Annotated in this window: 16 protein-coding genes; 10 read left to right on the top strand and 6 right to left on the bottom strand. The window is 42.9% G+C overall.

Features of this window, described 5'->3' with window-relative positions; genetic code table 11:
* Positions 1-10 precede the first annotated feature (10 nt).
* From FO442_RS05530 to FO442_RS05520, 3 genes are read left to right on the top strand one after another with little or no spacing between them, the layout of a single operon-like run.
* Complete coding sequence (locus tag FO442_RS05530) at positions 11-1,360, top strand: PP2C family protein-serine/threonine phosphatase (protein WP_144332157.1); 1,350 nt, start codon at positions 11-13, stop codon at positions 1,358-1,360.
* 26 nt (positions 1,361-1,386) lie between these two features.
* On the top strand, positions 1,387-1,968 hold the full coding sequence (locus FO442_RS05525) for a DUF1990 family protein (RefSeq protein WP_222101973.1): 582 nt from the start codon (positions 1,387-1,389) through the stop codon (positions 1,966-1,968).
* Positions 1,965-2,561 carry a CHAP domain-containing protein gene (locus tag FO442_RS05520; RefSeq protein ID WP_144332156.1) on the top strand — a complete coding sequence of 199 codons (597 nt, stop codon included), beginning with the start codon at positions 1,965-1,967 and terminating at the stop codon, positions 2,559-2,561. The genes FO442_RS05525 and FO442_RS05520 overlap by 4 nt, the downstream gene beginning before the upstream one ends.
* A 135-nt stretch (positions 2,562-2,696) precedes the next feature.
* Here the strand turns inward: FO442_RS05520 and FO442_RS05515 are convergent, their stop codons facing one another.
* From FO442_RS05515 to FO442_RS05505, 3 genes are all read right to left on the bottom strand, one after another.
* Positions 2,697-3,437: a hypothetical protein gene (locus FO442_RS05515; protein ID WP_144332155.1), complete on the bottom strand. Its 741-nt coding sequence runs from the start codon at positions 3,435-3,437 to the stop codon at positions 2,697-2,699.
* Between the two features lie 92 nt (positions 3,438-3,529).
* Entirely contained in the window at positions 3,530-5,974 is a 2,445-nt protein-coding gene (locus tag FO442_RS05510) for a TonB-dependent receptor (protein ID WP_144332154.1), read from the bottom strand.
* Positions 5,975-6,005: 31 nt separating this feature from the next.
* Complete coding sequence (locus tag FO442_RS05505) at positions 6,006-7,724, bottom strand: ABC transporter substrate-binding protein (RefSeq protein ID WP_186279926.1); 1,719 nt, start codon at positions 7,722-7,724, stop codon at positions 6,006-6,008.
* Positions 7,725-7,977: 253 nt separating this feature from the next.
* On the opposite strand from FO442_RS05505, the gene FO442_RS05500 reads away from it, so the two are divergent.
* On the top strand, positions 7,978-8,784 hold the full coding sequence (locus FO442_RS05500) for a hypothetical protein (RefSeq protein ID WP_144332152.1): 807 nt from the start codon (positions 7,978-7,980) through the stop codon (positions 8,782-8,784).
* A 121-nt stretch (positions 8,785-8,905) separates the two neighbouring features.
* A complete protein-coding gene (gene mce, locus FO442_RS05495) occupies positions 8,906-9,307 on the top strand; it encodes a methylmalonyl-CoA epimerase (RefSeq protein ID WP_144332151.1) in 402 nt (133 codons plus the stop codon).
* On the opposite strand, the gene FO442_RS05490 is transcribed toward mce, so the two are convergent.
* Positions 9,287-9,916 (bottom strand): HAD family hydrolase, encoded by a 630-nt coding sequence (locus FO442_RS05490; protein WP_144332150.1) that lies wholly within the window; start codon positions 9,914-9,916, stop codon positions 9,287-9,289. The two genes, mce and FO442_RS05490, sit on opposite strands and share 21 nt — an antisense overlap.
* A gap of 34 nt (positions 9,917-9,950) precedes the next feature.
* Between FO442_RS05490 and FO442_RS05485 the strand changes: the two genes are divergently transcribed.
* The 3 genes from FO442_RS05485 to odhB all read left to right on the top strand — a co-directional run bounded on the left by FO442_RS05485 (position 9,951) and on the right by odhB (position 14,560).
* Entirely contained in the window at positions 9,951-10,298 is a 348-nt protein-coding gene (locus tag FO442_RS05485; RefSeq protein ID WP_144332149.1) for a hypothetical protein, read from the top strand.
* Between the two features lie 219 nt (positions 10,299-10,517).
* Complete coding sequence (locus tag FO442_RS05480; RefSeq protein WP_144332148.1) at positions 10,518-13,241, top strand: 2-oxoglutarate dehydrogenase E1 component; 2,724 nt, start codon at positions 10,518-10,520, stop codon at positions 13,239-13,241.
* A 29-nt stretch (positions 13,242-13,270) separates the two neighbouring features.
* Positions 13,271-14,560, top strand: a complete 1,290-nt coding sequence (odhB, locus tag FO442_RS05475) for a 2-oxoglutarate dehydrogenase complex dihydrolipoyllysine-residue succinyltransferase (RefSeq protein WP_144332147.1) — start codon at positions 13,271-13,273, stop codon at positions 14,558-14,560.
* A 75-nt stretch (positions 14,561-14,635) separates the two neighbouring features.
* Here odhB and FO442_RS05470 read toward each other — a convergent pair whose 3' ends face one another.
* Together FO442_RS05470 and FO442_RS05465 are read right to left on the bottom strand one after the other, a co-directional pair.
* Positions 14,636-15,562: a hypothetical protein gene (locus tag FO442_RS05470; protein WP_144332146.1), complete on the bottom strand. Its 927-nt coding sequence runs from the start codon at positions 15,560-15,562 to the stop codon at positions 14,636-14,638.
* Complete coding sequence (locus FO442_RS05465) at positions 15,559-15,900, bottom strand: hypothetical protein (RefSeq protein WP_144332145.1); 342 nt, start codon at positions 15,898-15,900, stop codon at positions 15,559-15,561. Before FO442_RS05465 ends, FO442_RS05470 begins: the two co-directional genes overlap by 4 nt.
* A 237-nt stretch (positions 15,901-16,137) precedes the next feature.
* On the opposite strand from FO442_RS05465, the gene FO442_RS05460 reads away from it, so the two are divergent.
* Both FO442_RS05460 and FO442_RS05455 read left to right on the top strand, forming a co-directional pair.
* Positions 16,138-17,133, top strand: coding sequence for a tetratricopeptide repeat protein (locus tag FO442_RS05460; protein WP_144332144.1), 996 nt, complete (start codon positions 16,138-16,140; stop codon positions 17,131-17,133).
* Positions 17,130-17,738, top strand: a complete 609-nt coding sequence (locus FO442_RS05455; RefSeq protein WP_144332143.1) for a hypothetical protein — start codon at positions 17,130-17,132, stop codon at positions 17,736-17,738. Before FO442_RS05460 ends, FO442_RS05455 begins: the two co-directional genes overlap by 4 nt.
* The last annotated feature ends 14 nt before the right edge of the window (positions 17,739-17,752 follow it).

Genomic DNA, 17,752 nt, shown 5'->3' with positions numbered 1-17,752 from the left:
ATTTGAAGCAATGATTGCACCAATACTCGACAACGGAATTACTACTGAGAACCCGGATTCCCTGAACCGGAAGATCCGTATCGGTAACCTGATCGCCTTGCTGACCGCTGTAGTCATGTTCTGCTACACCCCGGTCTATTTCTACTATCACGAGCCGGCAGGAATTTTCAATAACAGCTTTTTCTTTGTTGCCAGTTTGATTACCTTCTTCCTGATCCGCTGGAAAAAATATGAACAGGCTTTCTTCTTTCACATTTGCTGCGGTTTTATCTACTTTATTGAGGGAACACTAACGTATGGACTGCAAACCAACCTCCATTTCTATCTCTTTATCATGTGCATGATCAGTGCGGTGATGTTTGACAAGCGGAAAACGATCCAGGGATTTATTGCCTTTGCCGTTGTTTCTTTCTTCGGACTCACTACCTGGCTGCATTTTCACAAGCCGTTCATTACCGTGCTGGAGCAATCCGAAACCGTTCAAGCCATTATCGGAAATGTTAATCTCTTCCTTTTATTCATCATTGCATCCCTGATCATCCTGTTTTTCAAAGAGGAAATGCTCAAATCTCAAAAGCGCATCACCGAACAAAAAAATCTCATAGAAGAAAAGAACAAGGACATCCTCGACAGTATGCATTATGCACAACGCATCCAATCGGCACTGCTGCCCAGCAAAAATAACATGCAATTGCTCTTCCCGAGTTCGTTTCTCTATTTTCAGCCAAAGGATATTGTTAGCGGTGATTTTTACTGGATCTTTCAAAACGAGGATTACCGTTTCGTTGCAGTTGGCGATTGCACGGGACATGGCGTCCCTGGGGCTTTGATGAGCGTACTCGGAATCAACCTCCTTCATGAAATTGTAGAGAACAAACGCGTTTTCAGTCCGGCTGAAATTCTTAATGAATTGCGTTCGGGAATTATCGCTGCCTTCGATAAAGAAGGAAAAAGCAGCGAATACAAGGACGGAATGGATATTTCCATCCTGCGAATCGACAGAAAGGCTACCAAATACGTTTTCGCCGCCGCGAATAATTCTGTTTACCATATCTCCGGACATGTGTTGGAAGAACGTGCTGCAAACCGGCAACCTGTGGGTTATTCACACGATCTGAAACCGTTTACCCAACAGGAGTTTTCCTGCCAGAGCGGAGATTTACTGGTTCTTTTCACCGATGGCTTTGCCGACCAGTTCGGCGGCCCGAAGAATAAAAAATTCCGTTACAAACCATTCAAGGAATTGCTGTTGGAAAACACGGAGAAAAACATGGAAACCATTCTTTCTGCCCGCTTCGAAGCCTGGAAAGGAAGCCTGGAGCAGATCGATGATGTATGTGTATTGGGTATTCGATTATAAGTTAATTTTAATGCAAATCCCAACTCATGAAGATCGCCTTCACCAACCAAAAAAAGAAATTCAAAAAGTATCTGGAAGAACTCAAAAAAGTTCCTGTCATGCATTATGAAAAGGACCGGTTAGTCGAAAAAATTTCTTCCATTGAAATTCCGACCGAACGAACGTTGGAAGAGATCAACCTGGATCCTTTTTTCGATTACCGGATCTTTCCTGATCACATCCTTACCGGATATCCGCAATGGAGAGATGAAGGGAGAACGATGAAAGCAAACGACACTATTTTACAGCAAGTTTATCTTCCACCCTTCCCGAAATTTTCCCCAAAAGCGCTTTTCGGAGTGCGAATCAAAGACCTTATCCGGGAAGAAAATCGTTGCGGTTTTAGCTACGAGACACTACAAGGACATGTAGAATGCGGGATTTCCTATTTTATACTGGAAGAAGGAAAGGGAAAAATAATTTTTAAAATCCGGACCTTCTCCAAACCCGGAAATTTTCTGACCGCCTTATTGGGTCCCGTATTTTCCGCTCCTTATCAAACCTATTGCACCAAAAAAGCATTGAGGAACGTCAAACGCATCCTAGAAACAAATCTTTCTGCCCCATGAAAAAAACGCTCATTTTTCTCGTCACGATTAGTGCAATAAGTGCATGCGTATTCTTTCTTTACAGAAGAAATGAATTTCCTGACCGGAATTACCAGATCGGTGATCGCCTGGACAGTTTAAACCATGTGGTTGTTTACTATAATGGCGGAATGGGAAATGTCAGCGGAAGGAACACTTCTCCTGATGGCTACAATATCGGGCTAAAGTATCAATGCGTGGAATTTGTGAAACGCTACTATTATGAGTATTACAAACACAAAATGCCCAATGCTTACGGAAATGCCATCGATTTCTTCAATAAAACATTAAAAGACGGAGAGCTGAATTCAGACCGGGATTTGATCCAACATTCCAATCCCAGTAAGAGTAAACCCGAAGTAGGAGATTTAATTATCATGGATGCTACACTCTCCAATGAATACGGACACGTGGTGATTGTCTCAAAAGTGACGGATGATGAAGTGGAAATCATCCAGCAGAATGCAGGAAACCCGGACCATCCGAGAGATGTGTTTGACCTGGAACTTAATGATGGATTATGGGAAATTGACCACTCCCGGATTTTAGGATGGTTGCGCATGAGAAAAAGCTAAGCTTTTAATACCGGCAAAAACACATTTGCTCCCCTTTCTCTGCGAAAGAGCCTCACCATTTTTATAAAGCACGTGGATTTAAACAGATATAGACAGGTTAAAATCTGCGTGCCAAATGCAGAGATTTAGAGCTTACTAATTATAAACTGTATCGCGGAAATAAATGGTGTTGTCCCGGATCCCGAAACGAAGATCATAGTCCCGCGAACCAACTTCTTCATCAATTTCCGTGTTAATTGTCGTTTCATGCACATGAATCACGATACTTTCCGGGGTATTGGATTCTATCGTGAAATCGCTTTGAGCAGGGTTATTTTCCCGGTCGGAACTATTCCATACAGCCACTGCAAAATCAGCGCTTTTTTGAACTTTCTTTCCATTCAAATGAAATACCAGGGGTGAATCATCACAATACGTACTTCCATTGCTTCTTTGGGAAAGAAAAATATACTCTCCCGACCTCACCAGCAATTTGTTCAATTCATAGGCACATTCCCCATACGCTATCGGAATTGTTCCATGACTGATCATTTTGAATCCTCTTTCCCTTGTTTCGGTTAAGCGCAAGAACGGGTAATGTGTTTCCGCAGCATTCTCCAAATAACAGCTTGCTATCCAAACATCTTTACCAACCCTTAGGAAGGAAGCCAGTGTATCTTCCTCATCGTAACCCGACAAGTCGTACTTGTCCAACAGTTTGAGTGAGAAATCGCGTTCCAGCCTTAACAGTTCATCGGCATTCAGAGAACCCTTTTCTGCCTTGAGTTTTTCAAAAAGTTTTCCGTCGTTGATTTTCTTCTGCTGTTTAGGACTGTTGCAGGAAACGATCAGTATGAGAATGGTTGATACGTAAATCCAGTTATTTCTTGTGCTCATTTTAGTAGGATCGTGACATAATATTACGTTATTACGTCAAATTCACTTACCTCCTAATTTCGGAAAAAAAAACCAACAATCAAGTCCCTGAGTTATTCTTTCTTCCCGCTCGCCAACTTAAAGCTGATCCGGTAATAGAAGATCGGAAGAAAGCCCAGCTGTGTTTTCTCTGCCAACGGCTCTTTGCTCGGATCTGCCAAATCAGGTGCATAAGCCAAGCCCAGGATATTTCGCGTATTCAGGATATTCACCAAATCCAACCCGATTTCATGCGTCGCTTTCTTCGCATTCATTTTCCAGCTGATCTTTAAATCAGCCCGGAAGTAATCCTTGAACTGACGCGTATTGAATAAGGAGTCGCTGAAGATCAATTCTTTTTGTGCGCTTGTAGCCGGCAAATTGATATACCCGTAACGCTTTCCGCCTGCAACGGTTACTTTCCCTCCCAAACCGAGCGTGTGTTTTTTTCCCAGTTTGAATTCCTTTCCGAATAAGATATTTGCTGTATACAATCCGTTGTAACTGGTATTTCGTTCAATGCCATCACTCCCTTTGTACTTACTGTCATAAATTGAAACTGTCGTCAGGATGTAAAAACTCTTGTCGAAGAACTTTTGCAGGGTCAATTCCAACCCGTAGTTCACCCCGGTTCCGCTATTCTTTAAGGTGTCCGGGAAGAAACGGGCAAAACCGCTTCCTTGGTTGATCATGGAGAACGAAGAAGGCTGAACCGTTACCGGAACCTCAAACAAGTACTGGTAATAGATTTCTGTTTTGAACTGAAATCCCTTCTTGAAATTCTTTTCATAACCGATAGCTGAATGCATCGATTTGGTGAACCCCATTTTTTTGTTGTGGTAGATCTGGTTTCCGGCAGCATCTTCCAAATGGTAGGTATAGGTATAATACGGTTGTGTCTGGCTGTGCAAACCTGCTCCGGCAAATAATTTCTGGTTGCCTTTCATAGACCATTTCCATCCCAGGCGCGGTTCAACCGGACTCAGGGAATTGCTGAACGAATAATACTGAGCATGCAATCCGGCAGTGAAATCCATCGTTTCGGTAATGCGGTATTTCCACTGGAAAAAAGGTTGGACCAAAACTCCTCCCTGGCCTTTGTAATCCCAGCGATTGACAAATTGTGTTCCCGCCGTATTCAACACGCTATCGATCATATTGAACGTAAAGAAATCTGTATTCAATCCGGTTTTGATAATGTGCTGTTTCCCGATCTTGTGATTGATACTAAACATTCCGGAATACTTTGCGATCTTGAAATCGTATCCCATAATCCGGTAAATACTGTCTACCCGGATTTTTACTTCCGGCTCACTTCCATTGTATGTCGTGTCCAAAGACCGGTTCAGCAAATCGTGATGCGAATGCTGGTCTTCGATACTTCCGGAGAAAGTTGTCGTCAAAAAAGTTCGTTCGGAAAGCGACTTTTTATACGTTAAACCTGCAACTCCCATTCCCGTTCCGAAATACTGGTCGCGATCACCTTCTCCATAAAGATCCGTTGTATACTCTGTCTGTTCGGATATTAAGATCTTGATATCGCTCTTTCCTCCTATTCCCCAAAGGGAAAGCTGTCCGCCTTTCTTCAGCGGGAAATTGAACTTAAACGCTCCGTCTCCATAAACCGGGACAGCGTCTGTTCCAATACGGATTCCCATAAACTGGAACAAACTCAGAGTAGAATAGCGACCCATTATCAGGTAACTGGCATTGTTTTTTTTGCTCAGCGGCCCCTCAGCCATGACTTCTGTTCCAAGGAAACCAAACTGGCCGGTAAACTCATGTTGCTTCGAATTTCCGTTGCGGAGTTTCAAATCGAAGATCCCAGAAACCGAGTTTCCGTATTCCGCAGGAAATGCCGACATAAAGAAATCCGAATTTGCCAGACTTTTGTTATTGATGATCGAAACCGGTCCGCCCGAACTCCCCGAAATGGAAAAATGTGAAGGATTGGGGATATCAATCCCTTCTACTTTGTAAACGATCCCGAGCGGTGAATTTCCGCGCACAACAATATCGTTACGGGAATCATCCGCTCCCTGAACTCCGGCAAAATTGCTTGCCATCCGGGCAGGATCTCCCCGCGATCCGGCATAGCGTTCTGTTTCTTCCACCGAAAATTGCTGGGCAGAAACGGTCGCCATTTCATTTTTGACTTCTCCCTGTTTCTGGGCAACAACCACCACTTCTTCTACCTCACTTATCCGTTCTTTCACCTTGATCTCCAGCACCGTTTGCTTACCAGAATTAACATCCACAGAAAGCGAGTAGTTCTCATAAACCGATGATTTAACCGTAAGTGGATGTTTCCCGACCGGAACATTCAAAAATTCGAAAACGCCCTCATTGTTGGTCATTGTTTTCAATTTGGAACTATCGGAGAGGGTGAGGATCACCTGTGCACCGAAAACCGGGAAATCCGATTCGGAATCCAGCACGGTGCCACGAACAGTTTGAGTAGGCTGTGCGATTAAAATAGAGCTAAATGCACATACCAATAAGGTAAGGATAGTTTTCATTCTTTGATGATATCAACCCGTAAATATACACTTATTGAATAGACTTCAAATATTCTTCTTTTGTCCACTCTTTGATGTATACTCTGCGCAAATCCAAAAATTCCATTGGATTGTTCTTCAGGTTCCGGACCCGCGAATAGCTCAGTGTAAAATCATTTGCATACCAAAGCGGGATGATCGGCGGATCTTTCATTAACTCGATCTCTGCTTTGGAAAACAATTCCAATCGTCTCTTTTGATCTGCCGAACGACCTTCCTCGAAATACTGATCGAATAGCGGATTGACATACCTGGACTGGTTCCCGCTTGATGGCACGTCTTTTTCCTTCGGCACCAGTTTTCCATAAAAATTCCCCAGGAATGTTTCAGGGCTCGAATAGTCAGCCACCCAAGCCGTGCGGAACAAATCCCCTCTTCCCATATTTCCGTCCTCGTTCCGTTGTTCGAAATTGGAGCCGTCGATATTGACATTGATTCCGAGAGTTTGGTAAATCTGATCGGCCAATTCTTCGGCAACGGCTGTATTCAGGTCGCTGATATCGACTCTCAGGTCCACACTTCCAAATCCTTTTCCGTCCGGATAACCTGCTTCGGCCAGCAATTGTTTGGCCAATTCCGGATTGAAATCATATCCGTATTTCTTGATCTCTGAGAAATTATATCCTTTAAACACCGATCCGATCGGCGGAGTGATCCCGTAAATTCCATATTCGTAGTATTGGTTCCGGAGCACATTGTCGGCCAGCCGTTTTCGGTCAATGGCGTAATTAAATGCTTTCCTTACCCGAACATCCTTGAACCGCGGATCATTCATGTTAAAGAAATAATACTGGGTTGTCAGCAACGGATTATTGTACAATTCTTTCAGAGGAGGCTGTGCATTGAAATCGGAAATCCTTCCTTCCAGCATTTCGGTAATGCGCGAAGTGGGCAAACCGGAAATCAATAAGGTTTTCCCCTGTTCAAACATTTCCAATTGCTCCAGCTTCCTGGTTTGAACGTAAAATACTACCGAATCCAGATAAGGCAATGCATTTCCTTTATTGTCGACCATGTAATAATCCGGGTTCTTCAGCAGGATATAGGTTTCATCTTCCGTCGGTGGAGTGAAGCAAAACGGACCCGTTCCGACTACATCCGTTTCTTTATTGGCTTCAACAATTTTCTTTGATACGATACTCGCACTCAGGTTGGCCAATTTATTGATGTAGGTTTGGTCCGGATTCAGTAAGGTAATTTCGAACTGATTCTTTTTCACCTTCATTCCACTAATGGATTTTGCTTTTCCTTCATAGTATTCCTTCGCCCCCTTCACCTGGTTGGAAAGCAGGAACATATAAGCTGCTGTCGGATTTCCATCTGCATTCGGCTTGCATGCTTTTTCAAATGTAAAGAGCACGTCATCCACCGTCAATTTGCGGTCTTCCAGAGATTCGAATACCGGGTTGTTGTGGAAGTACACATCATCTCTTATCGTAAATGTAAAAACCGTTCCATCGCCGCTAATACTCCATTTTTCGGCAATTTGCGGTTGCAGGGAAAGATCTTCCGCATTAAAGCTTACCAAGCCTTCCATCACCTGGGAAAGCAATTCAAATGAATAGACATCATTTACTTCTCTGGCGATAAAGGTAGACGGTGTATTATCCAGGGCCATTTTAAAACTGCCTCCGGCATATTCAAACTGCTTTTTATCTGAACCGCAGGAAGTGAGGAGGAGAATAAGGAAAATTATAGGAACTAATTTCATAGTAGCGTAAGCATTTATCATACAACAATAGGAAAAATCTTTTACTAAAATAACTTAAAAAATCAAGATATACGCACCCCAAATATGACGTTTTCTGGCGAAATAATCGACGAACGGCTATTATTTCATGATAAATTAACTTATTGGGTGGTTGAAATGGAAAAAAATTTGTAATTTCGTGTCCTAAAATGTTGGTAATGTAAAAAATAGCTATTATACTTGCCACAGTTTTTAGTGTAGCTACTAGATAGAAATGAAACAAATAAAATTATTCTTACTTTGCTCTTTCGCGTTACTGTTAAGCTTTTCAAGCTCAGCAGTTCTTTCTATTGAAGGAAGCTATCAGGGTAAAAATTTATATGTTCAAAATCCGGAAGACGGAGATGGCTTTGGTTTTTGCGCAACAAAAGTAACCGTAAACGGCGACATCTTACCAGGCGGAACAGCCATTTCTGCCTTTGAAATTGACTTTTCTCTTTTTAACATAGAAATCGGTGAACCTGTTTTCATCGTAATCGAGCACAATGACGGGTGCAAACCAAAAATTTTAAATCCGGAAGTGCTGCTTCCAAGAAGTACTTTCAACACGGTTGATATTCAAATCCAAAACAGCGGAATGCTTACCTGGAAAACAACCAACGAACAGGGAAAACTTCCTTTTATTATTGAACAGTACCGTTGGAACAAATGGGTGAAAATCGGTGAAGTACAAGGAAAAGGAACTCCGGGAACAAATTCTTATGAATTCCTGGTAGCACCGCATTCAGGTGAAAACACCGTTCGTGTAGTACAGATCGATCATTCGGGTGCAAAAAGAAATTCGAAAGATGTGAAATTCACTTCTTCGGTTCCTCCGGTCGTCAAGAACCCGGTTAAGGTCAAAGACCAGATCAACTTTACCGCATCCGGAAAACCGATCGAAACCAAATACGAGATTTACGACGCCTACGGAAATATTGTCAAAAAGGGAATCGGTTCCTCGGTCCCCTGCTCTAACTTGTTGAAAGGTGCTTACTACATTAATTTCGACAATAAAACCGAAAAATTCTTTAAAGGATAACAAATTCTGAAAAAATAGTGAAACCCCGACAATAAATGCCGGGGTTTTTTATTTCATAAATAAATCAGTGGGCGAGCGATTAATCGCCTGCCCATATGAATCATATTATTATCTTCGAATCATGAATAAAATCGAACACATCGGAATTGCTGTCAAAAATCTGGATGAAGCAATTCGCACCTACACGGAATTACTCGGGACCGAATGCTATAAAACAGAGGCGGTGGAGAGTGAGGGTGTCAAAACCGCTTTTTTCCGGGTGGGAGAATCCAAGATTGAATTGTTGGAAGCAAGTAATGAAACCAGTCCGATTGCTAAATTCATTGAAAAGAAGGGCGAAGGAATCCACCACATTGCTTTTGATGTAACGGATATCAAACAGTCCATGTCGGATCTTGCAGCAAAGGGATTCCAGTTACTGAACGACCAACCCAAAAACGGTGCAGACAACAAACTAGTAGCTTTTCTTCACCCGAAATCTTCGAACGGAGTTTTGGTGGAATTATGCCAGGAAAAAAGGTAAATCAAATACTTCCTGATTTTTCTCCAGCAAGAAGGCATCCAGTCCAATTGATTTGGCTCCCGCTACGTGTTGCGGGCTGTCGTCAATGAAAACAGTCTTCATAGGATCCAGGTTGTTTTCCGAGCAAACAAACTCAAAGATTTTAGTCTCCGGCTTGCGCATTCCGATAGCGGAAGAAAAATATGTTCTTTCGAAATAATCCTCCAAGCTTCTGTGTCCAACTGCCTTTTCAAGAGATCTCCGCACTGCATCAATGTGCAGATCATTGGTATTGCTCAGTAAAAAAAGACGGTACTTTTTGGAGAGTGCTTCTAATTCCTGCAAACGTTTCACAGGGAAATCCAGGATCATGGAATCCCATGCATGGACCACCTGGTTTGCGGTCGTTCCCAAAGGCAAACGATCCAATAACTGATTAATAAAATGAAAAGAAGAAATTTCACCCCGTTCATAGCGGTCAAATAAATCAGTCTGTTGCAGTTGAGAATAGGATTCGCCGAAATTGGTCATCCCCAAAGAAATAAAAGCCTTTTCTGTTAAATCGTAATCCAAATTCAACAAAACACCTCCCAAATCAAAAATGATTGCTTCTTTTGAGTTATTAATCATGCTGCAAAAGTACGAAGTTCACTTCAATGACTGAATGATGGAGGAAAAAGATTTACACGCGCTCGTTCATAAATTGCAATTGCGATTGAGCCAGCGCAAGCTACTTGAAAAGTTGCAGGCACAAATTCACAAAGATTTTCAGCGCTCAGGAATCGGGGAATTCGAACTCAGGAGTTCAGATCCGGCCCGGTGGAATGAAGAAATCCGGCACATGCTCAAACAATTGTCGGAAAACGAACTGCAGCACTTGCTGTACCTGATCGATATTCCCGAACTGATTATCAGGGAAACAAGCGCCCATGAAAACCGGTTATTTTACCTTTCAAATGCCATTTTACATCGCGAACTGCTGAAAGTCTTTTATCAAATCCAATATAAGTAATCCCATCCCACTTTCAGGTGGTTTTGAAACAAAAAATGCAGACACCGGGACCAATTATCCGAGGGAAAAACAAACTCATTCCGCCAATTAATCCATGCATAACGGATAAATCCCTTTGCCCTCAAATAATAGTTCGCAATTTTGCATTTTTTTATCGTCATTTCCTATTCATGCTTGGACTAAAAGTTTTAACTTTACCCTCCATTATAGTGCACCAACATGGATAAAGTGACGTACGTCGGAAATGCAGATGTAAATGCGATAGATCATTTATATCAATCATATATTAAAGACCCTGAAAGCGTAGATCTTAGCTGGCAAAAATTCTTTGAAGGATTCGATTTTGCCCGCACGAACTTCGAGGAAGGTGGCGACATTCCTGAAAATTTTCAGAAAGAATTTAAAGTAATTAACCTGATCAACGGGTACAGAACCCGCGGTCATTTATTTACGAAAACCAATCCGGTTCGCGAACGCCGGAAGTATGAGCCTACTTTGGCCATCGAAAACTTCGGACTGGACGCTTCTGATCTGGACACCGTTTTCCAGGCCGGGGAACAAATTGGTATTGGTGCTGCAACTTTGCGCGATATCATCCTGGACCTCGAACAATGCTACTGCCAATCCATCGGTATTGAGTACATGTACATGCGTGAACCGGAACGTTTGGAGTGGTTCAGAAACAGCATCGAAGTAAAAAACCGTCCGAAATTTGACATTGAACGCAAAAAACACATCTATAAAAGACTGGTTCAGACATCCAATTTTGAAGCCTTTTTAGGCAAAAAATATGTCGGACAGAAACGCTTCTCCATTGAAGGTGGTGAAGCACTGATCCCGGCTTTGGATGCGCTGGTTGAAAAAGGATCTGCTTTGGGAGTAGAATACTTTGTCATGGGAATGGCACACCGTGGCCGTTTAAATACGCTTACTAATATTTTCCAGAAGCGCCCGCAGGATATTTTCTCTGAATTTGAAGGAAAAGAATTCGATGCGGACGGCGCGTTTGACGGTGACGTCAAATACCATCAGGGATATACGAGTTCAACGACAACCAGAGAAGGAAAAGAGATCGGATTAACACTGGCTCCCAACCCATCTCACCTGGAAGCAGTTGATCCGGTAGTTCAGGGAATTGCACGTGCAAAACTGGATGCCCATTTCAACGATGAGAACAAGGTATGTCCGGTAATGATCCATGGAGACGCAGCTGTTGCGGGCCAGGGAATTGTTTACGAGGTAATCCAGATGGCTTTGCTTGACGGATACAGAGCCGGCGGAACAATCCACATTGTTGTAAACAACCAGGTTGGTTTTACAACGAACTTCCACGATGCACGCTCATCGACCTATTGTACAGACGTTGCAAAAACAACATTGACACCCGTTTTTCATGTAAATGGAGACGATATTGAAGCGGTCATTCAAACCATCGAAATTGCAATGGAATACCGTCAGAAATTCCACCGGGATGTGTTCATCGATTTATTGTGTTACCGTAAATACGGACACAACGAAGGTGACGAACCTAAATTCACACAACCGAATTTGTACGATATCATTGCCAAACACCCGAATCCGAAGGTGATTTATCAGAAGCAATTGACAGCGGAAGGTTCCTTATCTGAGGCGGAAGCAAAAAGCATTGAAGACGAATACAACAATTACCTGGAAAATGAGTTCGAAACTGCACGCAAGAATGAAAAAGCAGTTGTTTGGGATTTCTTAAGCAAAACCTGGGAAGGTTTCCGTCACAGCAAACCATCTGATTTTGAATCCAGTCCTGAAACCGGGATCAAAAAGGAGAAATTGGTAGAACTTGGGCGAAAACTGGCTACTTTACCGGAAGGCAAAAAATATTTCCGTAAGATCCAAAAGATCTTCGATGATCGTTTGGCTGCAATTGAAACCAATAATCTGGATTGGGGAACAGCCGAAATGTTGGCATACGCAACGCTTTTGGACGAGGGCATTCCGGTGCGCATTTCAGGTCAGGATGTGGAACGCGGAACATTCTCTCACCGTCACGCTGTTGTGAAAACAGAAGACAACGAAGAGGAGATCGAGACATTGAATATGCTTTCCGACAAACAGGCAGCATTTACGATTTATAATTCTCTTTTGTCTGAATACGCCGTTCTTGGTTTCGAGTACGGGTATTCCCTGGCAACACCGAAAGGATTGACAATTTGGGAGGCACAATTCGGAGATTTCTTCAACGGTGCACAGATCATGATTGATCAATTCATTACTGCCGGTGAAGACAAATGGTCTACTCAAAGCGGTTTGGTGATGCTTCTTCCTCACGGGTATGAGGGCCAGGGAGCAGAACACTCAAGCGGCCGTATGGAACGCTGGTTGCAACAATGTGCCGACGAAAACATCCAGGTGGTAAATACTTCCACTCCAGCAAACCATTTCCATTTGCTTCGCAGACAATTGGTTCGTCCGTTCCGTAAACCGTTGGTTGTTTTCTCACCGAAAATGATCCTGCGTTTACCCGCAGCAACTTCTACGCTGGAAGAAATGGCCAGCGGAAGTTTCCAGGAAGTAATTGATGATCCGAATGCAAAAGCAGGAATGGTAGATACACTTGTTTTCTGTTCCGGGAAGTTCTATTATGAATTGAAAGAAAAGGCTGCAGAAATGGGTGTGGACAATTTGGCATTTGTTCGCGTAGAGCAATTGTACCCGTTGCCGCAAAAACAAATAGAGGCAATTGTTGCCAAATACAATGCAAAAAATATTCTTTGGGCCCAGGAAGAACCTGCAAATATGGGGGCATGGAGCTACATTGCAATGAGCCTGAGACACATTCCGTTTGTTGGAATCACAAGACCGGCATCTGCAGCAGCAGCTGAAGGATCCAAAAAATTACACGAACGCCGTTTGAAACAATTGTTTGCAGATGTATTTCAATACGCATCGGTAGCAGCTAAATAAGATTATTAAAAAATTAAAACCAATTCAATATGTCTATCCTTGAAATGAAAGTACCTAGTCCGGGAGAATCGATTTCTGAAGTGGAAATTGCAACCTGGCTGGTTTCTGACGGTGACTATGTAGAAAAAGACCAAGCTATTGCAGAAGTGGATTCTGATAAAGCAACATTGGAATTACCGGCAGAACAATCCGGTATTATCACGTTAAAAGCTGCTGAAGGTGATGTAGTTAAAGTAGGGCAAGTGGTTTGCCTGATCGATACTTCTGCTGAAAGACCGGCTGGTTCGGCTGCTCCGGCAGCAGAAACTCCGAAAGTGGAAGAAGAGGTAGCAAAGCTTCCGAAGACGGAGGCTTCATCTGGCAAAGATGAAAAGCAGAAAGAAGCACCTGCTCCAAACCCGGGACCAGTAAGTGACAGTTATGCAAAAGGAACTCCATCCCCTGCTGCGGCAAAAATAATGGCCGAAAACGGGGTTTCGGGAGCAAAAATAAATGGGACCGGAAAAGATGGCCGTATTACCAAACAAGATGTTGTAAGTGCAATGGCTGCCGGAATTCCTGCAGATGCCGCCCAGGGATGGGGAGGAACACGCGATCAGAACCGTGAAAAGATGTCTATGCTTCGTCGTAAGATCGCAGAGCGTTTGGTATCGGTGAAGAACGAAACAGCGATGTTGACGACTTTCAATGAAGTTGACATGAAGCCGATCATGGACTTGCGTGCAAAATACAAGGATCAGTTTGCGAAATTCCACGATGTGAATTTGGGATTCATGTCTTTCTTTACGAAAGCAGTAACAGAAGCCCTGAACTTATTCCCTGCCGTAAACGCACAGATTGACGGAAATGAAATGGTTTTCCACAATTATGCAGATGTCGGTATCGCCGTTTCATCTCCAAAAGGACTGATGGTGCCAGTGGTTCGCAATGCAGAGCAAATGAGCCTGGCGGAAATTGAAAAAGAAATCAAGCGTTTGGCAGTTAAGGCACGCGACGGAAAAATCGCCCCGGAAGATATGACCGGTGGAACGTTTACCATTACCAACGGTGGTGTATTCGGTTCCATGATGTCTACACCGATTATCAATCCACCGCAATCCGCTATCCTGGGAATGCACAATATCATTGAGCGTCCGGTGGCAATTGACGGAAAGGTTGAAATTCGCCCGATGATGTATTTGGCCCTGTCTTATGATCACCGCATCATTGATGGGAAAGAATCCGTTAGCTTCCTGGTAAAAGTGAAAGAGATGATCGAAAACCCGGAACGAATTATTTTTGGAGGAAAAGATCCGCACGCAGTTCTTTTAGGTCTGTAAATACATCAAACACATTGAAAAACCCCGTCAGTTGAATCTAACGGGGTTTTTTATTGAATGTTCATTTGAGCAGCACTACTGGTACTTTTTCACTTTCGTACCGTCCTCATAAACATAAATCACTATTCCGGGAGTATTTTCATCTGCCGGTTGTCCCAATAAATTAACCACTTCTTTCACCGGGATTTCTTTCATGGTATTATCCACCACGACCAACTCCTCATACGTTCTTCTTGTACCATCCAGATCGACCTGTGTAATCCGGTAATAGTTCTTCCCGCCAGATGGATTCGTATGCACAAATCCGTAAGTCTGCTTTTCGGAACTGTTTCCCTGCGATTGAACGGTCCCGATACGGGACCAGATATCAGCTTCCGGATTTACGGACCATTCAACGTCGAAATAATCATTGTCTTTTTCCGATTGTGTGATCCAGTTCAGTTGGTTTTCACTGCCGGTCCTTTTGCCAGTAAAGGAATAAATCTCCACCGGAAGTACCACATTACAGACAACATCGAAATCCGTCAGTTTATAGCCCGGATACGTAAAGGAATTATCAGACTGGAAATTGAAACGGAAACGGATATTATTGCTTGTTGGTATCACAATCGCCGGAATAGTAGAACCGGGAGAGGAACCGAAATTACCGGTCCAACCGATTCCCGCTCCATAGGGATTGATCCAGGTAGCACCGTTATCGGTAGAATAATAAATAAACATAAAATCATACGTATACTCCGCATTTCCATATGCAGTAAATGTTACCGAGACAGTAGATGCATTTGCACAGGAAGCATCAATTGAAGGAGAAGTGTACGTCGTATTCATGTTATTATTGTAGGTACCCGTGCAGTTGGTTGTCACCACCGAGCATCCCGATCTCCATTGCAGCGGGCCCGAAGAGGTCCAACCCGGATCGGTACCCGGAGTCCAGGAATAAGGCAATTGTGAGAAAGCGGCAAAACCCGATGCCACGATCAAACCTGTTAAGAGCCCTCTCATGATTTCTTAAGTGTTGCTTTCGGTAAATAGTTCTCTTTCGCCCGCAAGGTGATGATCAAACCCTGATCATTCGTGAATGAGAAGTCCACAGATTCTCTTCGCATGTCCTCATACAGTGATACATCAAACGAATAGGGGTCAAACCCAATCACATGAGAATCATCAATAGAATAGCTTTCACAGTAATAATAAGTAATTGCTTCAAGCTTCGGCTGCGGCATTTCCGCAAGTTGTTCTTCTGTAAAATGGATCAGTAGCCTCTGGTCGTATGAGGAATTACCCTGACCAAAGGAAAAAGACGCAAGAGTTAGAAGAACAATCAGTAATAAATTGTTCATTCGGTTTCGTTTAGTGAAACAAAACTATTCATTCACTCAGGGTCTTTAATTACAGATGAACGGAAGGTTATTAAAGATGAGTATTTTTGTCATTCCGGTTAACATTTTCCATGCCAACAGTTTCCATGGTAATTATTTTCACAAAAAGATCAAATTCCAACGTTTCGGAAGAAGAATGCGTTTCCTACTCATAGCTAAATACATTTCCTTATTTTTGTTGTCAGATTCAGTTAAAATATGCGCATTCTATTTTTTATTGGTTTTCTTGTAGTTTTGAGTTCATGTGGCGGAAACGGTGCAAAAAAACCTCAAAAAGAACTTTCCATAGATCAGTTATTCAAAAAGTACCCGGACAGTGTTCCGATCCTTATCAAACACGGTAATTTGATGCTGGAACGGTACGATTATGATAAAGCATTGCAAGACGGCGCGAAAGCATACCGGATGCAGCAATGGAATACGGAAGCGCGATTCCTGTATGCGAATGCATTAAACAACAGAGCTGATCGTACTCCAAGTGACGTGATGGCCGCTCAATCCCACTTCAAGTTTGTAGTAAAAAAGGACCCGAAAAACACGGCCGCTTTGGTTGCACTGGCAACAACTTACGCACAACAAGGTGATAACGAAAAGGCTTTTTACTATACGAATGAGGCTCTGAGAGTCAACAAAAAATACCGGGACGCCTATATCCTGAAAGGAAGTATTTACCTGAGTTTAGGTAACCGCGAACTTGCCAAGTCATCTTATCAGACAGCAATCGACCAGGATCCGGATTTCTTTGCAGCCTACATCAAATTGGGGCTGATCTACGAGGAAGAACGAAATCCATTGTGCATCCAGTATTTCATTACGGCTACCCAAATCAGGCCAAATAACATTGAAGCCTACTACAATCTTGCATATGCCTACCAGGATTTTGATAAATTACCGGAAGCACAGCAGACTTACCGGGAAATGCTGAAGAAAGACCCAAATTTCACGCCTCCTTTATTCCAAATGGGCTGGATCAAGCAATTTAAACAAAATGATATGGATAGTGCGGTCTATTTTTACAACGAAACCTTACAAAAGGAACCTCGCTATGTGGAGGCCTGGCATAATCTGGGATTGATCTACGAAACAAAAGGCGAAAAATACCAGGCAATCCAGTACTATCGGAAAGCACTCAAATACAATCCCGATTTCACGATCTCGGGAGATGCCATCAAGCGCTTATCCAAAACCAAATGACACCAAAAAGAGCCATCCTCTTCCAAACACTTATCGAAGGACTGATACCGGTTCTGGGATATTTTTACTGGAACTGGGATGCGAGTTTCATTCTGCTCTTCTTTTTGATCGACTGGAGCTTATTTTGGGTCTTGAGTTTATTCAAAGCCCGGAAACGAATTCAATTCAGCGGAAATAATTCCGAAAAGGAGTTAGCTGTCAAACAGCTGGGAATTTCCCTATTGTGCATTTTAAGCACGTCTCTGGCCGTTTTTTACCTGCTTCCGAATCTTCATCCCAATTTCAGTTGGTCTGAACGTATATGGGCTTTTTTAAGCTATAGCGATATGGGAATTCAACAGGGATTTATTTTGATTCCCTTAATGGTATTGAGTGGTTACCTGACTTACAAGCAACAGTTCCTTCTTCCGCAATTGTATCGCAAGTATCCTGTGCACTATTTCACACGGGAAGGTATCAAACAAGGAATCATTCTTTCCCTTGTTTTCGGACTTGTTTTGTTGGTTTCCTATTTCGTGGGGTTCCCGGATGAAGTGCTTCTTTTCGGAACAGTATTGGGAGTGATTACTTATCGCTTAATCGCGCGCAACAGCTTCATTTCTTAAAGCACAGGGATTCG

Origin of the sequence: Fluviicola chungangensis (assembly GCF_007558725.1) — a bacterium.
Lineage (GTDB): Bacteria > Bacteroidota > Bacteroidia > Flavobacteriales_D > Crocinitomicaceae > Fluviicola > Fluviicola chungangensis.
The sequence above is the reverse complement of the archived record's forward strand: the minus strand, read 5'-3'. Positions and strand labels throughout refer to the sequence as shown.

Excerpts from the sequence above, each read along its gene's own strand:
- FO442_RS05530 (WP_144332157.1), top strand. The coding sequence starts at position 11 with ATGATTGCACCAATACTCGACAACGGAATTACTACTGAGAACCCGGAT.
- FO442_RS05525 (WP_222101973.1), top strand. The coding sequence starts at position 1,387 with ATGAAGATCGCCTTCACCAACCAAAAAAAGAAATTCAAAAAGTATCTG.
- FO442_RS05520 (WP_144332156.1), top strand. The coding sequence starts at position 1,965 with ATGAAAAAAACGCTCATTTTTCTCGTCACGATTAGTGCAATAAGTGCA.
- FO442_RS05515 (WP_144332155.1), bottom strand. The coding sequence starts at position 3,437 with ATGAGCACAAGAAATAACTGGATTTACGTATCAACCATTCTCATACTG.
- FO442_RS05510 (WP_144332154.1), bottom strand. The coding sequence starts at position 5,974 with ATGAAAACTATCCTTACCTTATTGGTATGTGCATTTAGCTCTATTTTA.
- FO442_RS05505 (WP_186279926.1), bottom strand. The coding sequence starts at position 7,724 with ATGAAATTAGTTCCTATAATTTTCCTTATTCTCCTCCTCACTTCCTGC.
- FO442_RS05500 (WP_144332152.1), top strand. The coding sequence starts at position 7,978 with ATGAAACAAATAAAATTATTCTTACTTTGCTCTTTCGCGTTACTGTTA.
- mce (WP_144332151.1), top strand. The coding sequence starts at position 8,906 with ATGAATAAAATCGAACACATCGGAATTGCTGTCAAAAATCTGGATGAA.
- FO442_RS05490 (WP_144332150.1), bottom strand. The coding sequence starts at position 9,916 with ATGATTAATAACTCAAAAGAAGCAATCATTTTTGATTTGGGAGGTGTT.
- FO442_RS05485 (WP_144332149.1), top strand. The coding sequence starts at position 9,951 with ATGATGGAGGAAAAAGATTTACACGCGCTCGTTCATAAATTGCAATTG.
- FO442_RS05480 (WP_144332148.1), top strand. The coding sequence starts at position 10,518 with ATGGATAAAGTGACGTACGTCGGAAATGCAGATGTAAATGCGATAGAT.
- odhB (WP_144332147.1), top strand. The coding sequence starts at position 13,271 with ATGTCTATCCTTGAAATGAAAGTACCTAGTCCGGGAGAATCGATTTCT.
- FO442_RS05470 (WP_144332146.1), bottom strand. The coding sequence starts at position 15,562 with ATGAGAGGGCTCTTAACAGGTTTGATCGTGGCATCGGGTTTTGCCGCT.
- FO442_RS05465 (WP_144332145.1), bottom strand. The coding sequence starts at position 15,900 with ATGAACAATTTATTACTGATTGTTCTTCTAACTCTTGCGTCTTTTTCC.
- FO442_RS05460 (WP_144332144.1), top strand. The coding sequence starts at position 16,138 with ATGCGCATTCTATTTTTTATTGGTTTTCTTGTAGTTTTGAGTTCATGT.
- FO442_RS05455 (WP_144332143.1), top strand. The coding sequence starts at position 17,130 with ATGACACCAAAAAGAGCCATCCTCTTCCAAACACTTATCGAAGGACTG.